Source organism: Streptomyces sp. NBC_01352 (assembly GCF_036237295.1).
GTDB lineage: Bacteria > Actinomycetota > Actinomycetes > Streptomycetales > Streptomycetaceae > Streptomyces > Streptomyces plumbiresistens.
In genome coordinates this window covers 10,000,196-10,018,728 of the sequence record NZ_CP108354.1, presented here as the reverse complement: position 1 = coordinate 10,018,728, position 18,533 = coordinate 10,000,196, and the positions used below count along the sequence as shown (strand labels likewise).

The following is an 18,533-nucleotide window of genomic DNA, read 5'->3' as shown; positions in this document are numbered from 1 at the left end:
GGTCCTACATGGCCCTGTTCGACCTTCCGATCGATGAGCTCCGCGAGTACCGCAGCAAGTCCGCCGAGCCCGAGGACTTCGACGCCTTCTGGACGAAGACCCTCGAGGAAGCCCGCGAGCACGACCTGGACGCCCGGTTCGAGCTGGTCGACACGGGTCTGACCACGGTGAAGGTGTACGACGTGACGTTCGCCGGTTTCGGCGGGCACCCGGTGAAGGGCTGGTTCACGATCCCCGCCGAGGTCTCCGCGCCGGTCCCGCTGGTCGTGGAGTTCGTCGGGTACGGCGGCGGGCGCGGTCTGCCGCACGAGCACCTGCTGTGGGCGTCCACGGGCCGGGCGCACTTCGTGATGGACACCCGCGGTCAGGGCAGCGCCTGGGGCGGCGGTGGCGGCACCGCGGACCCGGTGGGCGGCGCGCCCGCGTACCCCGGTTTCATGACGCGGGGCATCGACGCTCCGGAGAACTACTACTACCGCCGGGTGTTCACGGATGCGGTGCGTGCGGTCGAGGCCGCCCGCTCGCACCCCCTGGCCGATTCCGCGCGCACGGTGGCGGTCGGCTCCAGCCAGGGCGGCGGCATCACGATCGCGGTGGGCGGGCTGGTCCCGGACCTGGCGGCCGTCGCGCCGGACGTGCCGTTCCTGTGCGACTACCCGCGCGCGGCCACGCTCACGGACCGTCACCCGTACCGGGAGATCGGCCTCTACCTCAAGACGCACCGCGGCCGCGCCCAGGACGTCCTGCGCACGCTCTCCTACTTCGACGGCGTGCACTTCGCGGCCCGCGGCCGGGCCCCCGCCCTGTTCTCGGTGGCCCTGGAGGACCAGACCTGCCCGCCCTCCACCGTCTTCGCGGCCTTCAACGGCTGGGCGCACGACGAGAAGGCGATCGAGGTGTACGACTTCAACGACCATGAGGGCGGCGGCCCTTACCACGAGGCGGCCAAGGTGCGCTGGCTGCGGTCGTACGCCTGAGGGGCCGCGCGTGGAGACGGGTGAGGCCGCGGAGCGGTTCGTGCGGGTGTGGGAGCGGGCCTGGGCCGTCCACGACGTGGAGGCGCTGCTGGAGCTGTACGCCGAGGGCTGCGTGCACCGCTCGATGCCGTTCCGCGCGCCGCACCGCGGCCGGGCCGGGCTGGCGGAGTACCTGCGCCGGTCATTCGCCCAGGAGCAGGTGACGGACGTCCGGTTCTCGCCGCCCGTCGTCGGCCGGGACGGGGTCGCGGTGGCCGAGTTCCGGGTGTTCGCGCAGGAGGGCGGCGAGGCGTCCACGCTGGCCGGTTGCGTCTTCGTGCGGTTCGACGGAGCCGGGCTGGCCGTCGAGACCCGCGACTACTGGCACACGTTCGCGGGCCATCAGGAGCCGGAAGGGTCCCTCTTCTTCCGCTGACACCTGTTCTTCGGCTGACACCTGCGCGTACGACGCCTTCGCGTACGACACCTTCCGCCCGGTCCGACCAGTCGGTATGTTCAGGGTGCCCGGGCCGCAATGTCGCGGCCCGGGCTTCCGGCGGACGACGGAGGGCCCATGTCCCAGAACGAGTCGGCGATCCACGGACACTGCGACGAGCGCTTCGGCGCGGTGCGGACGGCGTTCGAGGAGAACTTCCGGGACCGCGGGGAGCTGGGCGCCGCGGTGACCGTCGTGGTCGACGGCGAGACCGTGGTGGACCTGTGGGGCGGCTGGTCCGACGCGGCGGGCACCCGACCGTGGGAGCGCGACACGCTGGTCAACGTCTGGTCGACGACCAAGGGCCCGGTGGCGCTGTGCGCGCACATCCTCGCCGACCGGGGGCTGCTCGACTTCGACGCGCCGGTGGCCGTGTACTGGCCGGAGTTCGCCGCGGCCGGCAAGGAGAAGGTCCTCGTACGGCACCTGCTGTCGCACCGGGCCGGGCTGGCGGGCCTGCGCGAGCCGCACACGCTCGCCCAGCTCTGCGACTGGGAGGTGACCGTGGAGCGGCTCGCCGCGACGGAGCCCTGGTGGGAGCCGGGGACCCGGTCCGGGTATCACGCGCTGACGTACGGCTTCCTGGTCGGTGAGGTCGTGCGGCGGGTGTCGGGGCTGCTGCCGGGGGCGTTCCTGGAGCGGGAGGTGACCGGGCCGCTCCGGATCGACTTCACCGTCGGGCTGCCGGAGAAGGAGGCCGGGCGGGCCGCCGAGCTGGTGCATCCGCCGGCCGCCTCGAGCAGTGAACAGGCGGCGGTCTTCAGCCAGTTGACGCCCGCCGCGCTCGCCTCGCTGGCCAACCCCCTGGTGGGCGCGACCGAGGCCAACACGCCCGAATGGCGGGCCGCCGAGATCCCCGCCGCGAACGGCCACGGCACCGCGCGGGCCGTCGCCGCGCTCTACGGCATCTTCGCGGGCCGCGGCTCGTTCGACGGTCACCGCGTCCTGTCCCCCGAGGCCGCCGAGCGGGTGCGCGAGGGGCAGGGCAGCTGCCGCGACCTCGTGCTGGGCGCCGGTTTCGAGAACGAGACGGAGGTCGGGCTGGGCCTGTGGCTCAGCGGGCCGAACGGGTCGTACGGGCCCAACCCGCGGGCTTTCGGACACGACGGGTTCGGCGGCTCGTGCGGACTGGCCGACCCGGAGGCGGGCGTGTCGCTGGGGTACGTGATGAACCGGATGGGGCCGCACATCGCCGACGACCCGCGGAAGATGGCGCTGATCGACGCCCTGTACCGGGTGCTGTGACCTCACCCGTTCCCTCGGGGGTCCCGGGCTGACGTGGTCCGGGTCTCGCTGCCCAGCCCCACCACGCCCCCGCCCGGGCCGACGTAACGCACGGCGTTGACACGACCTCGTGCGCCGCCGCCACCAGGTCGCGCGTGCGCTGCTCGGGCAGGACCAGGTGGCGGGCGCGGGCGGCGAGGGCGCGGCGGACCGTTGCCGGACTCCCGTGGGTGAAGGGGATGTCGGCCGGTCCGGCGGGCAGCCCTGCGGGTCCCCCGCCGTCGTGCCCGCGGGTGCGCCTTCGTCCGGAGCTGACGCCCGGCTCGGCTACGGCAGCCTGCGGGCCACGACCATCCGGACCCGCGGGCTGCCGTCCCGCCGGTGCCCGAACTCGGGCAGGGCGTGCAGGTCCGCCTCGAAGCCGGTCCGCTCCAGCTCCCGGCGTACGTCCGACAGCCGGAAGGCCCGGTAGTACATGACGAACGGCGGCCGCCACACTGCGTTGCGCACCCGCATCACCGCGTCGAAGCCCAGCAGCATCCAGTAGGCGCGGGACGCGGGGCGCGGCGGGGCGAGCACGGGGAAGGCGAAGCTCCCGCCGGGTCGCAGCACGCCGTGCACCTGGGCGAACAGTCCCGGCAGCTCGCGTGGCAGGAAGTGCCCGAGGGCCCCGAAGCTGACGACGAGATCGAAGACGGGGCCGAACGGCAGGGCCCGCGCGTCCGCACGCACCCAGGAGACGCGCGGCCCGGCGGGCCTTGTGCGCTCCCGCGCGACCTCGAGCATGCCCGCGCTGAAGTCGACCCCGGTGACGCGGTGCCGGCACACCCGACCCAGCACGGCGACGCCCGCGCCGGTCCCACAGCACAGATCCAGTCCGGCCTCGAAGGGGCCCATGCCCCGGAGCGCCGAGGCGACCGCGTCCAGCACCGGGTCGGGCGTACGGAAGGGGGTGTGGTCGAACTTCGGGGCGAGCAGGTCGTAGCCGCGTTCGACGGACGACAGCGCCTGGACGGCGAGCTCGCGGAGACTGGGGCCTTCGGGGCTGAACATCCGGGTCAGCTTAGTTCCAACCGGGCGGCGGGTGCGCGGAGATCAGTTGTGCGGCAGGGGCTGCTCGGTCCAGATGATCTTGGCGTTCGGGGTGTAGCGGGTTCCCCAGCGTTCGGTGAGCTGGGCGACGAGGAAGAGGCCGCGGCCGCCCTCGTCCTCGGTGCGGGCGCGCCGCAGCCGGGGAGAGGTGCTGCTGCCGTCGGAGACCTCGCAGATGAGCGCGCGGTCGCGGAGCAGGCGGAGCTGGACCGGGCCGGTGGCGTGGCGGATGGCGTTGGTGACCAGTTCGCTGGCGATGAGTTCGGTGCAGAAGGCGAGGTCCTCCAGACCCCAGGCGGCCAGCTGCTCGGTGACCGCCGCGCGGGCACGGGAGACGACCGCCGGGTCGCTGGGCAGGTCCCACTGGGCGACCTGCTCGGGCCCCAGGGCGTGGGTGCGGGCAACGAGAAGGGCCACGTCGTCGCTGGGCCGCTCCGGCAGCAGGGCGTCGAGGACCGCCTCGCAGGTGTCCTCGGGGGCGCGGTCGGCGTGGGCGAGGACGGTCCGCAGCCGGTCGAGACCGGAGTCGATGTCCCGGTGCCGGTCCTCGATCAGACCGTCGGTGTAGAGCACGAGTTGGCTGCCTTCGGCCAGCTCCAGTTCGACGGTCTCGAAGGGCATTCCGCCGAGTCCGAGCGGCGGTGCCGAGGGCAGGTCGACGAACTCCACCGTGCCGTCGGGCGCGACGACCGCGGGGAAGGGGTGCCCGGCGCGGGTGAGGGTGCAGCGCCGGGACACCGGATCGTAGACGGCGTACAGGCAGGTGGCTCCGACGATTCCGGAGTCGGCCTGGGTGTTCTCCACCGCCCAGCCCTCGCCGCGGTCGAGGCGTCCGACCAGGTCGTCGAGGTGGGTGAGGAGCTCGTCGGGCGGCAGGTCCAGGGAGCAGAAGTTGTGGACGGCGGTGCGCAGCCTGCCCATGGTGGCGGCGGCGTGCAGTCCGTGGCCGACGACGTCGCCGACGACGAGGGCGACCCGGGCGCCGGAGAGCGGGATGACGTCGAACCAGTCGCCGCCCACTCCGGCCTGCGCGGGCAGATAGCGGTAGGCGATGTCGACGGCGCTCTGCTCGGGCCGGCCCCGGGGCAGCAGGCTGCGCTGCAGGGCGAGGGCCGTGTTGTGCTCGCGGGTGTAGCGGCGGGCGTTGTCGATGCAGATCGCCGCGCGGCCCGCCAGCTCCTGGGCCAGGGACAGGTCGTCCTCCTCGAAGGGGGCGGGCTTCTCGGAGCGGTAGAAGCTGACCACGCCGAGGGTGGCGCCGCGCGCCCTGAGCGGCACCGTGATCAGGGAGTGGATGCCGGCCGCGAGGACCTGTTCGAGCCGTGCCGGGTCCTGGGCGAGCCAGCCCTCGGCCTCGACGAGGACGGGTTCGAGTACGGACTGCCGGTGCTCCAGGCTGCGGGCCTGCGGGGTGGTCGGGACGTAGTGGACCGGGTCTCCGACGCCGTACAGGTGGGGCACCTCGTGGACGGAGCCGAGCGCGATCCGGCGCAGCGGGGTGCCGGCTCCGAACGGGCCCGGCTCCTCGCCCTGCAGCACCGCGTCCGGGAGGTCCACGGCGGTGAAGTCGGCGAACTGGGGGACGGCCACCTGCGTCAGTTCCTCGGCCGTGCGGGCGACGTCCAGGGTGGTGCCGATGCGGACGCCCGCGTCGTGCAGCAACTCCAGGCGCCTGCGGGCCAGGACGGCGAGCCGGCCGACCCCTGGCTCGCCGACGAGGAGGAGTCGGTCGTCGACGCGGGCGCGGGTGGGCGGTTCCTCGTCGGCGCCTGCGGGAGAGCCGGTGTCTGTCGGCGACAGGGGCGGCGCGGACGGGATGGTCACGGTGGTCACGGCGACCGGCTTGGCGGACGTGGAGGGCCTGGTGGACGTCGTGGGCGTGGTGGACGTGGTGGACGTGGTGGGCAGGACTGTGGCGGTCCCCGCGGCCGTACCGGTCGGCGCGGCCACCGGTGCCTGTCCGGCCGGCGCATCCGCGAGGGCCCGAGCCGCCGCCGGCGCCACGTCCGGCGACACGTCCGTCGCCTTCTCGACAAGACGTGGTTCGACCCGGGCCGCGCCGGTCACGGACGGTGTCGCCGCGGTCGATCCGGCCTGGCGCAGTCGGGGCCCGCCGAAGATCCGCGCCTCGACGACCACGCCGGTCTCTCCCTCCGCGCCCATGACCGGGCGGCGCAGCAGGGTGGCGACGCGGCCGCCGGACAGGACGACCTCGTCGAGGGTGCGGTGGGGCGAGGCGAGGAGTTCCTCGGCCTTCTCCCGCAGCACGGCCGCGTCGATCCGGCCGAGGCCGCCGTAGCCGTGGCCGTCTCCTTGGTCGGGGGCCGCGAGTCGGGGCTGGCGCGGCCACCCGCCGACGTCGGGGCCGGCTCGCCGGTAGGCGGCCAGCAGCGCCCGTTCGCGCTGGGTGGACTGCTCCAGCAACCGTGCCTCGATGCTGTGGGCGGCCTCGCGGACCAGCCGCAGCATGGCGGGGTCGCCGTCGTCGCGCAGGCAGGTCAGGTCGAGGACGGCCTCGATGCGCCCGCTGAAGGGATCGCGCACGGGTGCGCCGGCGCAGGCGAAGGGCTGGAGGCAGTCGGCGAAGTGCTCTCGGCCGGCGACGTAGACGGGGCTGCGCTCGGCGAGCGCGGTGCCGACGCCGTTGGTGCCGACGACCCGTTCGGAGGCGTCGAAGCCGGGGGCGAAACTCACCTCGTCGAGGCGGTCGCGCAGCTGCCGGTTCCCGCCGAGCCGCTCGACCATACGTCCCCGGGCGTCGCAGAGCGCGATGGTGATGCCGACCTGGGTGAGCGACGCGCTGAGGTCCTTCAGGACGGGGTCGGCGGCGCGCAGGAACCGGTCCTCCAGCGTCAGGTCCGGCGCGTAGGGGACCAGCAGCTGGTGCGGCTGAAGCCCCGCCGACCTGCACCGCTTCCAGGAGTCGAGCACCGAGTCCCGGACGGTGGTGTCGACGAGCGCACCCGCCAGAAAACGTTCGTGGGCATCGACGAGACCGCCGATGTCGTCCCAGGCGACGGACAAGGGGATCACTTCCCTCACCCGGAGACGGGCCGGGTCGCGTGCCGCTGTTCGACGCGCCGCCCGGCGAAGTACTCCAAGCGACTTCACCGTAGCCCTTTGGTGACTTACATCACAATGTTCAGCCGCCCAGCCGGAGCCCCGCCAGCCAGACATCGGGGGTGCCGGGTCCGTCGTACGGGCCGGGGGCTGCGGGTGCCTGCGGCCGGCCGGCCCGGCGGCCGGGGAGCAGCGGGGCGAGGAACTGCCGGATCCTACGGGTGCGAGGCGGTCGTACGGGGGCGCTCATCGGAACCTCCGGTAGCCGGTGTGAGCAGGTCACCCCACCGACGAACGGCTCCTACGCGGATCGACACTCCGCGAGCCGCCGCTTCAGGAACCTCCGCTCGGCGTCGTTCCACGAGCTCCAGTGCCCGCTCGTAGGCCTCGGCGGCCTCCCCCCGGCGCCCGGCGCGGCGCAGCAGGTCGGCTCGGGTGGCGGGGAGCAGGTGGTAGTCGGCCAGCTCGCCCTCGCGTTCCAGCCCGGCCACCAGCGCGAGGCCCGCCTCCGGTCCCTCGGCCATGCCGACGGCGAACGCGCGGTTGAGGCGGATCACGGCCGACGGCACGAACCGCTCCAGTTCGCCGTACAGTCCCGCGATGTCGGCCCAGTCGGTGTCCGCCGCCGTAGAAGCGGTGGTGTGGCAGGCGGCGATGGCGGCCTGGATCTGGTACGGGCCGGGCCGGCCGCGCCGCAGGGTGGTCTCCAGCAGGGCCGCGCCCTCCTCGGCCTCCGCCCGGTTCCACGCCGTAGGGTCCTGGTCCTCCGGGCTCACCGGATCGCCGGCCGCGTCCACCCGCGTGGCCCGGCGGGCGTCGTGTGGCCGTGCAGCCGTACGCCGCGGTCGCCGAGCTCCTCGACCCAGGGCTCGACGGGCGTCATGCCCGAGGCGTCAGCGGTGTCGTCGCCGCAGACGAGCAGCATGTACTTCATGGGTCCTCCCGGTCATCAAGAGCTTCCTACACGCCACCGACGAACGGGACCCGGCCGAATCGACATGCCGTTGGCGACAACATGCCATGAGAGTTGGTTGGATACCGTCATGACCACCGACGAGCACGCGCGGCTGATGCGGGTCAACCAGGCGAACTGGGACGCCCGTACCCCCGTCCACCTCGCCAGCCGGTTCTACGGGCTCGACCAGGACCTCGACCCGGAGCGCTGGTTCGGCGCCTTCGAGTGGGACGACCTGGGCGAGCTCACCGGCCGGGACGTGCTCCATCTGCAGTGCCACCTCGGCACCGAGACGCTCGCCTTCGCCCGGCGCGGGGCCCGGGCCGTCGGCCTCGACTTCTCCGAGGCGTCCGTGACGGCGGCGAACGACATCGCGGCGAAGGCGGGGCTCGACGTCGGTTACGTGTGCGCGAACGTGTACGACGCCGTCGATGCCCTGGAGGGACGGCAGTTCGACGTCGTCTACACCGGCAAGGGCGCCCTGTGCTACCTGCCCGACCTGGACCGCTGGGCGGGTGTGGTGGCCCAACTCCTGCGCCCGGGCGGGCGTTTGTACATCGTGGAGTTCCATCCGCTGCTCAACTCGCTGGGCCCCAAGCCGGCTCCCGGCGAGGGACCCGAGCTGCTGCTGCGCCACGACTACCTGGGCGGCGACGGCCCCGTCCACCGGAACGCGACCCACACCTACACCGACGGTCCGGCCGTCGAGGGCGCCACCGACAGCTTCGAGTGGATGCACGGAATAGGAGAGGTCATCGGCGCGTTGACGGGGGTGGGACTGACCGTCCGGCGCCTTCGGGAGAGCGACGAGCTGCCCTGGCAGCGCTGGCCGCACATGGTCCGTACGCCGTCCGGATGGTGGCGGCTGCCCGAGCCGCGCATCCCCCTCCTGTACGGACTGCTAGCCGAGCGCTGAGTCCCGAATCACAGACGTGAGCGCGCAGCGCGTGGTACGTTACGGCTAGCACTTGTGTACGCCCCGTTCCGGGCGCCGGTGCCAGTTCCTCTTCAACCAGCCTGACCCGCCCCCCGTTCTCACGGTCGGCGCAGAGGCTTCCCAGCACCACCTCGTCGAGGGCTTCTTCCGTCCTACCCGAGGTGTTGTTCCCGCCGCCGAGGCGTGTTCTTCGCTCCGCCTCCCCTCGCGGCTTCTCCCCTTCCTTCTTCCGCATCCCGAATGCCGAACGACTTCCGTCCTTGAAAGGACCACCCCTCATGACCACCACACTCGAACACACCCCTGTCCAGCAGCAGGCCCCGGCCCGGGTCGCCACCGGCGTCCTCGACATCGACGCGCACGGGAAGGGGCATCTGCGCCCCCTGGACCTGCTGCCCTCGCCCACCGACATCCAGGTCCCTCCCCAGCTGATCCGCAAGTACGGCCTGCGCAAGGGAGACCTCGTCGACGGCGTACGCGGCACCCAGCGCACGCTCACAGAGGTCGCCCGGATCAACGGGCGCACCGCCGAGCAGCAGCGCAGCCGTCGCCACTTCCGCGACCTGACACCGCTGCACCCGCAGGAGCGGCTGCGCCTCGAACACCCGGCGGCCGGGCTCACCGGCCGCGTCACCGACCTGATCGCCCCCGTCGGCAAGGGACAGCGCGGGCTCATCGTGGCCCCGCCCAAGACCGGCAAGACCGTCCTCCTCCAGCAGATCGCGGCCGCCGTCGCCGGCAACCACCCCGAGGCCCGGCTGATGGTCGTCCTGCTCGACGAACGCCCCGAGGAGGTCACCGACATGCGGCGCTCCGTGCGCGGGGAGGTGTACGCCTCGACCTTCGACAAGGCGCCCAAGCAGCACATCGCCCTCGCCGAACTCGTCATCGAGCGGGCCAAGCGGCTCGTCGAGGCGGGCGAGGACGTCGTCATCCTGCTCGACTCCCTGACCCGGCTGTGCCGGGCCCACAACAACGCGGCCGCCGCCGGTGGCCGCACCCTCAGCGGCGGCGTCGACGCGACCGCGCTGATCGGCCCCAAGCGGTTCTTCGGCGCCGCCCGGCTGGCCGAGGAGGGTGGCTCGCTCACCATCCTCGCCACCGCCCTGGTGGAGACCGGCTCTCGCGCCGACGACTTCTACTTCGAGGAGCTCAAGAGCACCGGCAACATGGAGCTGCGCCTGAGCCGCGACCTCGCGAGCCGCCGCGTCTTCCCGGCCGTCGAGATCAACCCCTCCGGCACCCGCCGCGAGGAACTCCTGCTCCCTGCCGCCGAGTTGACCGCCGTGCGCGGTCTGCGCCGCGCCCTGCAGACCCGCGACGGCCAGCCCAGCACGGAAACCCTGCTGGAGCGGATGCGCGAAACCCCGGACAACGCGACCTTCCTGCGGCGCATCGTGCCGACGCTGCCCGTCGGCTGACACCACGCCGGCTGACGCACGACGCCCGCCGGGAGCCGTGCCGACCGGCGGTCCGCCCCGGAATCGCCCGCCACACATGTGGCATCCGGGTGCTCGCAGCCCCTTCTCGGCCAGGGCAGCGCCGTGCGGGACCGGACCGTTCCTACGTTTGCGGTATGACAATCGGATTGACTTCCCGGGTTGTTGCGTCAACCTGCGCGATCTGCGCGGCGGGCCTGCTCGCGCTCGCGCCGGCCGCTGCGGCGGCCCGTGCCGGGGCGGAGCCCGGTACGCCCGGCGCACCCGCTACGCCCGGCGCACCCGGTGGGCCGCGGACGGCGGCGCCGCATCCCTCCCTGCTGTACCGCCCCGGCACACAGGTCCGGCCGCGGGCCGGGGCTCCCAAGGTTCCGAAGGTCTCCGCGAAGTCGTGGCTGGTGGCCGACGCCGGCAGCGGTGAGGTCCTCGCCGCGCACCACGCGCACCGGAAGCTGCCGCCGGCCAGCACGCTCAAGACCCTGTTCGCCCTCACCGTGCTGCCGGTCCTCCCGGGCGGCATCCGGCACACGGTCCGGGAGAAGGAACTGAGAGGCATCGGGTCCGGCAGCAGCCGGGTCGGGGTCGCCGAGGGGCGCACGTACCGGGTCGCCGACCTGTGGCGCGGGGTGTTCCTCAACTCGGGCAACGACGCCGTGCGCGTGCTGGCCGAGCTGAGCGGCGGCTGGCGTTCCACGGCCGCGCGCATGCAGGCCAAGGCCCGCTCCCTCGGTGCCCGCGACACGCGCGTGCTGTCTCCCGACGGGTACGACACGCCGGGCCAGGTGTCGTCCGCCTACGACCTCGCTGTGTTCGGCCGGGCGGGGCTGCGCAACGCGGACTTCGCGCGGTACTGCGGCACGGTCGAGGCAGGTTTCCCGGGCGGCGGCGGATGGTCGTACAAGATCCGGAACACCAACCGGCTGCTGTCGGGCGAGGACGGCGTGAAGCCCTACCCGGGGCTGGTCGGCATCAAGAACGGCTACACCAGCAAGGCCGGCCACACGCTCGTGGCCGCCGCCCGCCGGGGCGGGCGCACACTCGTCGTGACGGTGATGAACCCTCAGGCGGGCGGCGGCTTCGCCGTGTACGAGGAGGCCCGCGAACTGCTCGACTGGGGTTTCGACTCGGACGGGTGGGTCGATCCGGTGGGCTCGCTGGACGCGCCGCGGGTCAGGTCGCAACCGGGGCCCGCCACGCTGCCCGCGGCCGTGGCCGGGACGCCCCTGGCCGAGGGCGGGGCCGACTGGTCGAAGACGGGCGCGATCGCCGGCGCCGCCGGGCTGGGTGCCGGTGCCATGGCACTCGTGCTGCGGCTCAAGCACCGTGGAGCGGCACGGAGTTGACCGACCGGCAGCCACACCAGCAGGCCGAGCGTGATCCACGTGTACGTGTTGCTGCCGAGGAAACCGTCGACGCCGGACGCGTCGTCGAACCACAGCCACACCACGCTCGTGCACAGCACCGCGTACAGGGCGCCCGCGAGCCGCGGGTGCCCGGCGCGGACCAGCACGGCGAAGGACGGCAGCAGCCAGACCAGGTGATGCACCCAGGTGATCGGGCTGACGAGGCAGGCGGTCAGGCCGGTGAGGGCGAACGCGGTCGTCCACTCCCCCGCGGCCACCGCCCGGCGGGCGCGGACCGCCCACACGCACAGCACCAGCAGCACCGCCCCCGCCCACACCGCGCGGTCCGGTTCGCCCAGCCTGGCCAGGATCCCCTGCAGTGACTGGTTGGAGACGTAGTCCAGACGGCCCACCCGGGTCGTGTCCCACAGCGCCTTCGTCCAGTAGAAGCGGGAGGCGTCGGGCGCCACGCCGGCCGCGAGCGCCGTCGCCGCCGCGGTGACGGCCGAGGCGACCGCCGCGGCACGCCAGCGCCGGGCGAGCAGCAGCAGGCCGATGAAGATCAACGGAGTGAGCTTCACCGCCGAGGCGAGACCGATCCCGATCCCCGCCCAGCGGCCTGGGCCGGTGGCGAGCAGCCGGGCGTCGGCGAGCACCAGGGCCAGCAGCAGGATGTTCACCTGGCCGAAGCTGAAGGTGTCACGGAGCGGTTCGAACAGCGCGAGCGCGCAGACGCCCAGGGCACAGCCGTACCAGCCGTAGCGCCGCCAGTCCGCTCCGACGAGGATACGCAGCACCACCGTCAGGGCGGCCAGATTGAGCAGCAGGGCGACGGCGATCGCGGCGCGCAGCGGGAGCAGCGCCATCGGCAGCATGGCGACCGCCGCGAACGGCGGATAGGTGAAGCCGTACGGCGTTCCGGGCACCCGGTAGTCGTAGAGCCGTCCGCCGTGGTGGACCCAGCTGTCCACGGCTCCGTGGTAGACGCGCAGGTCGAACCAGTCGCGCAGCAGCGGCACGGTCGCCGTGAAGGCGGTGACGGCGGCGGCGAGGGCGAGTACGAGCAGCAGTCGGCCGCGGTCGGTGCGGGGCAGTCGCATGCCGTACGTCCCTCTCATGCCGTACGTCCCAACGCGGGGGCCAGCTCCGCCTGGTGGGCCTGCCACAGGACGACCACGGCGAGCACGCCGCCCGAGACGGCCAGGACCAGTTGCCCGGCGTCCGCGGCACCGCCGCTCGGCAGGGCGGCGAGCGCGAGCACCCCGGTCACCGCCGCCACCCGGTGCCGTATCGACGTGCTGGGCGCGGCGGCGGCGATGAGGAACAGCCCCCACAGGGCGTACCAAGGCCGTATCGCCGGGCCGAGCGCGGCCACCGCCAGCAGACTCAGGCCCAGCGCGTACACGGGCCGCAGTCGTAGCCGCAGCCATATGGCGAGGACGGCGACCACCGCGGCCACGATGCCCAGGGTGTGCCACACCGGTACGGCCAGTGGTGCCAGGTCGCTGCCGAGCCGCTCCAGAACGGCGCGGGTCGCGCGGCCGAGGAGGCTGGTGAGGGCCCAGTTCTGCGGGGAGACGGGGGTGTTGAGGGCGCCTATCCAGCCGTATCCGGTCCCGGCGGCCGCCGTCGCGGCGGCCGTGGTGGCCGCGGCCGCGACGACGGTCGTCACCACGGCCCGTGCCGGGCTCCGGCCCGCGCGCACCTGGAGCACGACGACCGCGGCGAGCCCGAGCACGGCGGGCGCCTTGACCAGGGCGGCGAGTGTGACGAGCACGGCGCCCAGGACCGGCCACCGGCCCAGCGCGGCGACCAGGCCGAGGCCCAGCAGGCCGAGCATGATGGCGTCGTTGTGGGCGCCCGCGACCAGGTGCAGCAGGACCAGCGGGTTGAGGGCGCCGAGCCAGAGTGCCGCGGCCGGATCCGCGCCGCTGTGCCGGGCGAGGCGGGGCAGCGCGGCCGCCATCAGGCCGACGCCGAGCAGGGCGACGAGGCGCATGCCGACGAGGCCGGCGGGGAGTTCGCCCCGGGTCAGCCCGGACAGCGCGGAGGCGAGGCCGAGGAACACCGGGCCGTACGGCGCTCCGGTGTGCCGCCACAGCGGGGAGACCTCGTCCGCGAGCGGCCCGCCGAGCTGCGCGGGGCCGTGTGCGTAGACGTCGATGTGCGCATCCACCATGGCGCCCTGCGCGAGGTAGCTGTACACGTCACGGCTGAACAGCGGCGGCGCGACCAGCAGAGGGGCCGCCCAGACCGCGAGCACCACCATCAGCGCGCGCGGGCTCGGCGGCTCGGAGCCGCGGACCAGCCGTCCCAGCAGGGCCCAGGCGGCGATCAGCAGGACGAGGCCGAAGTACACGCCCACCAGGCCGAGAGCGGCATGGACGGAGGACGGGGAGAGCAGTTCCCGCACGGGCAGGGCGCCTGCGGTCTCGCCTCCTGCCGCGAGACAGGCGGTTCCGGCCAGGCCGAGCACCTGGCAGCGGCGGAGATCGACGGGGAAAGCCATGGCCAACACTCGGGAAGCGTGTCAACGCCGGGTGGCCGGAAAGCGACGCGGGACTCTCCTGGCGGCGGACTGCGTGTGACCGGCGTGTGCTCCCGCGGAACCGATGAGTTCCGCACGGCCCGCCGGTCTACCTGGTACCCGATTCCCACAGACCGGACGTGATGACCATGCCGAGCAACGCCGCGTACGCCGAGGTCGACGGCCTCACCATGTACTACGAGACGCACGGCACCGCCCGCGACACCGGGCGCCCGCTGGTGCTGCTGCACGGCGGTGTCCTCACGGTCGGCCTCGCCTTCGGGGCCGTGCTGCCCGCCCTGTCCACCGCCCGGCACATCGTGGCTCCCGAACTCCAGGGCCACGGACACACCGCCGACATCGACCGTGCGATCACGGTGCCGAACCTGGCCGGTGACGTGGTGGCCCTGCTGGACGAACTCGGCATCGAGCAGGCCGACTTCCTCGGCTTCAGCCTCGGCGGACTGACCGCCCTGGAGGTCGCCGTGCGCCATCCCGAGCGCGTCGGACGGCTGGTGCTCGCCTCCACCCAGTACACCCAGGACGGGTACCACGAGGAGATCCTCGACCCCGCCGGCGACTCGCCGCTGCTGCCGACCGAGGCCGACTTCAAGGAGATGGCCGACGCCTATGCGGCGGTCGCGCCCCGACCGGAGCACTTCGCGGACTTCATCGCCAAGTGCTCGGTCGCCGCGCACGGCCCGCTGCCCTGGACCGCCGACGACCTGCGGACACTGGCCGCGCCCACCCTGCTGGTCATCGGCGACACGGACTTCGTCCGAGTGGAGCACGCCGCCGAGATGCAGCGGCTGATCCCCGGTGCCCGGCTGGCCGTCCTGCCCGACACCACGCACATGGCCCTCATGGGGCGGACGTCCCTGCTGCTGCCGATGCTGGAGGAGTTCCTCGGCTGAGCCGCCCGTTCGGCACGCTCAGCATGCTCGGCACGCTCGGCACGATCAGAACACCGACACCCCGGTCAGCGTGGTGAAGCGGTCGAGGGCCGCCACGCCCGACACCGAGTTCCCCCGCTCGTCCAGCCCCGGGCCCCACACGCACAACGTGCACCGCCCCGGCACCACCGCGATGATGCCGCCGCCCACGCCGCTCTTGCCGGGCAGGCCCACCCGGTAGGCGAACTCGCCCGCCGCGTCGTACGTCCCGCACGTCAGCATCACCGCGTTGACCTGCTTGGCCTGGCTCTGGGTGAGCAGGCGGGTGCCGTCGGCGCGGATGCCGTGCCGGGCCAGGAAGGTGGTGGCGAGGGCGAGGTCGGCGCAGGAGGCGGTGACCGAGCACTGGCGGAAATACTGGTCGAGCAGGACCGGGACGGGGTTGTCGATGTTGCCGTACGACGCCATGAAGTGGGCGAGGGCGGCGTTGCGGTCGCCGTGGGCGGCCTCGGAGGCGGCGACCTCCTTGTCGAAGTCCAGGGTGGGGTTGCCGGACTCCGAGCGCAGGAAGGTCAGCAGTTCCCCGGCCGCGTCTCCGGTACGGGTGTGGAGGCGGTCGGTGACGACGAGCGCGCCCGCGTTGATGAACGGGTTGCGCGGAATGCCGTTCTCGTACTCCAGCTGGACGAGCGAGTTGAAGGGGTTGCCGGAGGGCTCGCGGCCCACGTGCTCCCAGAGTTCGTCGCCCTCACGGGCCAGATCGAGGGCGAGGGTGAAGACCTTGGTGATGGACTGCGTGGAGAACGGCTCGCGCCAGTCCCCGACTCCGTACACCGTGCCGTCCAGCTCCGCGACGGCCATGCCGAAGCTGCGCGGATCGCAGGCCGCCAGCGCCGGGATGTAGTCGGCGGGCCGGCCGTGGCCGGGCGTGCGGCCGATCTCGTCGGCGATGCGTTCCAGGACCGGCTGGAAGGTCATGGCGGAAGTCATGATCGCTATTGTGCCTCCGGGCCGGTCCTGGTGCGCGTCCCCCGGCTCAGGCCAGGGGTGAGCCGGTGCCCGCGACGATCTCCGGCCGCAGCAGGTCGGCGAGGGTGTCCGCGGGCAACAGGCCCTTCTCCAGGACGAGTTCGGCCACGCCCCGGCCGGTGACGAGGGCCTCCTTGGCGATGTCGGTGGCCGCCGTGTAGCCGATGTACGGGTTGAGCGCGGTGACCAGGCCGATGGAGTTCTCCACGCTCGCGCGCAGCGCCTCGGTGTTGGCGGTGATGCCGTCGACGCAGCGTTCGGCGAGGGTGAGGCAGGCGGCCCTGAGGTGGGTGATGGACTCCGACAGGGAGTGCAGGATGATCGGCTCGAAGGCGTTCAGCTGGAGCTGTCCGGCCTCGGCGGCCATGGTGATGGTGACGTCGTTGCCGATCACCTCGAAGGCGACCTGGTTGACGACCTCGGGGATCACCGGATTGACCTTGCCGGGCATGATGCTCGAACCGGCCTGCACCGGCGGCAGGTTGATCTCGCCGAGGCCCGCGCGCGGCCCGGAGGACAGCAGCCGCAGGTCGTTGCAGCTCTTCGACAGCTTGACGGCGATCCGCTTGAGCACGCCGGACATCTGGACGAACGCGCCGCAGTCCTGGGTGGCTTCGACCAGGTTGGCGGCGGTGACCAGCTGGAGGCCGGTGATCTCGGCGAGGTGGCGGCGGGCCGACTCGGCGTATCCGGCGGGGGCGTTGAGGCCGGTGCCGATGGCCGTGGCGCCCAGGTTGATCTCATGGATCAACTCGACTGCCTCGGCGAGACGGCTGCGGTCCTCGTCCATCATGACGGCGTATGCGGAGAACTCCTGACCCAGCGTCATGGGCACCGCGTCCTGCAACTGTGTACGGCCCATCTTGAGGACCTCGCGGAACTCGACGGCCTTGCGGGCGTAGGCGTCCTGCAGTACGGACATCGCCTCGAGCAGTCCACGTACCGCGAAGACCGTCGCGATCTTGACGGCGGTCGGGTAGACGTCATTGGTGGACTGGCCGAGGTTGACGTCCTCGTTGGGGTGCAGGTGCCGGTACTCCCCCTTGGCGTACCCGAGCAGTTCCAACGCCCGGTTCGCGACGACCTCGTTGGCGTTCATGTTCGTCGAGGTGCCGGCTCCGCCCTGGATGACGTCGACGACGAACTGGTCGTGCAGCTTGCCGTCACGTATCTCCCGGCACGCCTCGACGATCGCGGCGGCCTTCCTCGCCTCCAGCAGCCCGAGCTCCTCGTTGGCGAGGGCGGCGGCCTCCTTGACGGCGGCGAGGGCGTCGATCAGGTGCGGGTAGGCGGAGATCCGGGTGCCGGTGATGGGGAAGTTCTCCGTGGCGCGCAGGGTGTGGACACCCCAGTACGCGTCGGCGGGAACGTCACGGTCGCCGAGGAGGTCGTGCTCGCTGCGGGTGACTGCGGTCATGAGGGTTCGGTTCCTCTTTCTGAGGGGTGAAGGTGAGCGCCCCAAGGGGCGCGGGGAACTGCGCGACCAGCCACAACGCAGCCGCAGCCGGCCGAACACAGCACCCCTACGTCGCTCGGCCGGCCTGCTGCCGTCAGGCGCAGGCCGACAGCGTGACCGGGTCCAGCGCCCGCACCGGCCGTACGCCGCCGACCGGTTCGCCTCCCCCGAGCACCGGCTCCCCCGCAAACTCCGCGAGCAGCGAGGGATCAACGCCCGCCCGGCCGAGGGCAGCCGCAGCCACCGGAACCCGCGCCCGACTCGCCCCGTCAGCGATCTTCACGGCCACCGCTCTGCCATCGGCCAGCGCGGCGACGTGCACGCCCTCGAAGCCGTCCTTGGCGAGCAGCCCCGGCACGGCCCGCATCTGCGCGGCGACGTCCCGGCCGGACCCGGACGCCATCTCGGCGTGCTCGCGCATCGCGTCGGCGACCCGCGCCTCCGGGGTGCCGGGCGCGGCGGTGGTGATGCGGGCGACGGCCCGGGCAAGGCCGTTCAGGGAGATGGAGAACAGCGGCGCACCGCAGCCGTCGACGGTCACCTGCGCGATGCGCTGCCCGGTGAGGTCCTCGACGATCTCGGCGATCGCCTGCTGGAGGGGGTGCTCCGGGTCGAGATACCCCTCAAGAGGCCAGTCGTTGAGCACGCACGTGTACAGCATCGCGGCGTGCTTGCCGGAGCAGTTCTGGGCGAGCCGTGAGGGCATCCTGCCGTCCCGGACCCAGTCGTCCCGGACGACGGGGTCGAAGGGCAGGTCGGGGACGTTGCGCAGATGGTCCTCGGTGAGTCCGGCGAGCTCCAGGATCCGCCGGGCGCCTGCGAGATGGCGTTCCTCGCCGGAGTGGCTGGCCGCGGCGAGCGAGAGCAGCTCGCCGTCGAGCGGGAGCCCCGCCCGGACCATGGCGACGGCCTGGACGGGCTTGAGGGCCGAGCGGGGGTAGAAGGCGGCCTCGATGTCGCCGAGCTGGAAGTGGACGTGGCCGTCGGTGTCGAGGACGACGACGGAGCCGTAGTGGATGCCCTCGACGACCCCGCCGCGTATGAGGTGGGCGACGGGAGCGTGGAGGGGTTCGCGGATCAGGGGTGCGTCCGCAACAGAACTGCTGTACATCACTGCCTGCTTCTC

At 72.9% G+C, this 18,533-nt stretch carries 15 protein-coding genes and 1 pseudogene; 7 read left to right on the top strand and 9 right to left on the bottom strand.

The features are described 5' to 3' along the window. Positions 1-8: 8 nt before the first annotated feature. The 3 genes from OG252_RS45940 (at position 9) to OG252_RS45930 (ending at position 2,697) form a co-directional block, all read left to right on the top strand. Positions 9-977 carry an acetylxylan esterase gene (locus OG252_RS45940; RefSeq protein ID WP_329343890.1) on the top strand — a complete coding sequence of 323 codons (969 nt, stop codon included), beginning with the start codon at positions 9-11 and terminating at the stop codon, positions 975-977. Between the two features lie 10 nt (positions 978-987). Next, positions 988-1,392, top strand: coding sequence for a nuclear transport factor 2 family protein (locus OG252_RS45935; protein ID WP_329343888.1), 405 nt, complete (start codon positions 988-990; stop codon positions 1,390-1,392). A 138-nt stretch (positions 1,393-1,530) separates the two neighbouring features. Then, positions 1,531-2,697, top strand: coding sequence for a serine hydrolase domain-containing protein (locus OG252_RS45930; RefSeq protein ID WP_329343886.1), 1,167 nt, complete (start codon positions 1,531-1,533; stop codon positions 2,695-2,697). Positions 2,698-3,003: 306 nt separating this feature from the next. Here OG252_RS45930 and OG252_RS45925 read toward each other — a convergent pair whose 3' ends face one another. The 4 genes from OG252_RS45925 to OG252_RS45910 form a co-directional block, all read right to left on the bottom strand. Further along, positions 3,004-3,729, bottom strand: a complete 726-nt coding sequence (locus tag OG252_RS45925) for a class I SAM-dependent methyltransferase (protein ID WP_329343885.1) — start codon at positions 3,727-3,729, stop codon at positions 3,004-3,006. A gap of 42 nt (positions 3,730-3,771) precedes the next feature. Then, complete coding sequence (locus OG252_RS45920; RefSeq protein WP_266445128.1) at positions 3,772-6,801, bottom strand: SpoIIE family protein phosphatase; 3,030 nt, start codon at positions 6,799-6,801, stop codon at positions 3,772-3,774. 242 nt (positions 6,802-7,043) lie between these two features. Beyond that, the gene (locus OG252_RS45915; RefSeq protein ID WP_329343882.1) at positions 7,044-7,604 is read right to left on the bottom strand and encodes a hypothetical protein; all 561 of its coding nucleotides are present in this window, start codon (positions 7,602-7,604) and stop codon (positions 7,044-7,046) included. Further along, positions 7,601-7,762, bottom strand: coding sequence for a hypothetical protein (locus OG252_RS45910; protein ID WP_329343880.1), 162 nt, complete (start codon positions 7,760-7,762; stop codon positions 7,601-7,603). Before OG252_RS45910 ends, OG252_RS45915 begins: the two co-directional genes overlap by 4 nt. A 109-nt stretch (positions 7,763-7,871) precedes the next feature. Between OG252_RS45910 and OG252_RS45905 the strand changes: the two genes are divergently transcribed. From OG252_RS45905 to OG252_RS45895, 3 genes and pseudogenes are all read left to right on the top strand, one after another. Next, entirely contained in the window at positions 7,872-8,699 is an 828-nt protein-coding gene (locus OG252_RS45905) for a class I SAM-dependent methyltransferase (protein WP_329343878.1), read from the top strand. Positions 8,700-8,998: 299 nt separating this feature from the next. Then, positions 8,999-10,141, top strand: a complete 1,143-nt coding sequence (gene rho / locus OG252_RS45900; protein ID WP_329343875.1) for a transcription termination factor Rho — start codon at positions 8,999-9,001, stop codon at positions 10,139-10,141. A gap of 155 nt (positions 10,142-10,296) precedes the next feature. After that, positions 10,297-11,160, top strand: a pseudogene (locus OG252_RS45895) (D-alanyl-D-alanine carboxypeptidase family protein); the annotation flags it as partial. Positions 11,161-11,219: 59 nt separating this feature from the next. Here the strand turns inward: OG252_RS45895 and OG252_RS45890 are convergent. Next, a complete protein-coding gene (locus OG252_RS45890) occupies positions 11,220-12,602 on the bottom strand; it encodes a glycosyltransferase 87 family protein (protein ID WP_329343873.1) in 1,383 nt (460 codons plus the stop codon). Between the two features lie 14 nt (positions 12,603-12,616). Then, the gene (gene mptB, locus OG252_RS45885) at positions 12,617-14,011 is read right to left on the bottom strand and encodes a polyprenol phosphomannose-dependent alpha 1,6 mannosyltransferase MptB (RefSeq protein ID WP_329343871.1); all 1,395 of its coding nucleotides are present in this window, start codon (positions 14,009-14,011) and stop codon (positions 12,617-12,619) included. 161 nt (positions 14,012-14,172) lie between these two features. On the opposite strand from mptB, the gene OG252_RS45880 reads away from it, so the two are divergent. Then, on the top strand, positions 14,173-14,943 hold the full coding sequence (locus OG252_RS45880; RefSeq protein WP_329343869.1) for an alpha/beta fold hydrolase: 771 nt from the start codon (positions 14,173-14,175) through the stop codon (positions 14,941-14,943). Positions 14,944-14,988: 45 nt separating this feature from the next. On the opposite strand, the gene OG252_RS45875 is transcribed toward OG252_RS45880, so the two are convergent. The 3 genes from OG252_RS45875 to OG252_RS45865 all read right to left on the bottom strand — a co-directional run bounded on the left by OG252_RS45875 (position 14,989) and on the right by OG252_RS45865 (position 18,518). After that, the gene (locus tag OG252_RS45875) at positions 14,989-15,912 is read right to left on the bottom strand and encodes a glutaminase (protein ID WP_266445103.1); all 924 of its coding nucleotides are present in this window, start codon (positions 15,910-15,912) and stop codon (positions 14,989-14,991) included. Between the two features lie 46 nt (positions 15,913-15,958). Next, on the bottom strand, positions 15,959-17,368 hold the full coding sequence (gene aspA, locus OG252_RS45870; protein WP_266445100.1) for an aspartate ammonia-lyase: 1,410 nt from the start codon (positions 17,366-17,368) through the stop codon (positions 15,959-15,961). 133 nt (positions 17,369-17,501) lie between these two features. Next, the gene (locus OG252_RS45865) at positions 17,502-18,518 is read right to left on the bottom strand and encodes an asparaginase (RefSeq protein WP_329345377.1); all 1,017 of its coding nucleotides are present in this window, start codon (positions 18,516-18,518) and stop codon (positions 17,502-17,504) included. Positions 18,519-18,533 lie beyond the last annotated feature (15 nt).